Genomic DNA, 214 nt, shown 5'->3' on the forward strand with positions numbered 1-214 from the left:
GTGGGCTTGCTGCAGCCAGGAAACCGGGGGTGGTGGATGTGCATCAGAGACTTCTAGGGCAAGGCGGTAACCCGCGTCTGCGAGACGTTGAAATACGTCCTGGATATCGCTGTCCTGGGCTTGCAGGGGGCTCAGAACAGGCACGAACAACTCTGTCGAGAGCCCCGGGGGCAGCGTGCTGGCAAGTTGTGCCGGCAGAAAGATCGGCGCTGAA

General features: G+C 61.2%; 1 protein-coding gene. It reads right to left on the reverse strand.

The window, feature by feature from the left end; translation table 11 throughout:
• On the reverse strand, positions 1-214 hold a 214-nt coding region (locus A3709_RS24695; RefSeq protein ID WP_231871255.1), incomplete at both ends, for a hypothetical protein.

It is taken from the genome of Halioglobus sp. HI00S01 (assembly GCF_001635445.1).
Classification (GTDB): domain Bacteria; phylum Pseudomonadota; class Gammaproteobacteria; order Pseudomonadales; family Halieaceae; genus Halioglobus; species Halioglobus japonicus.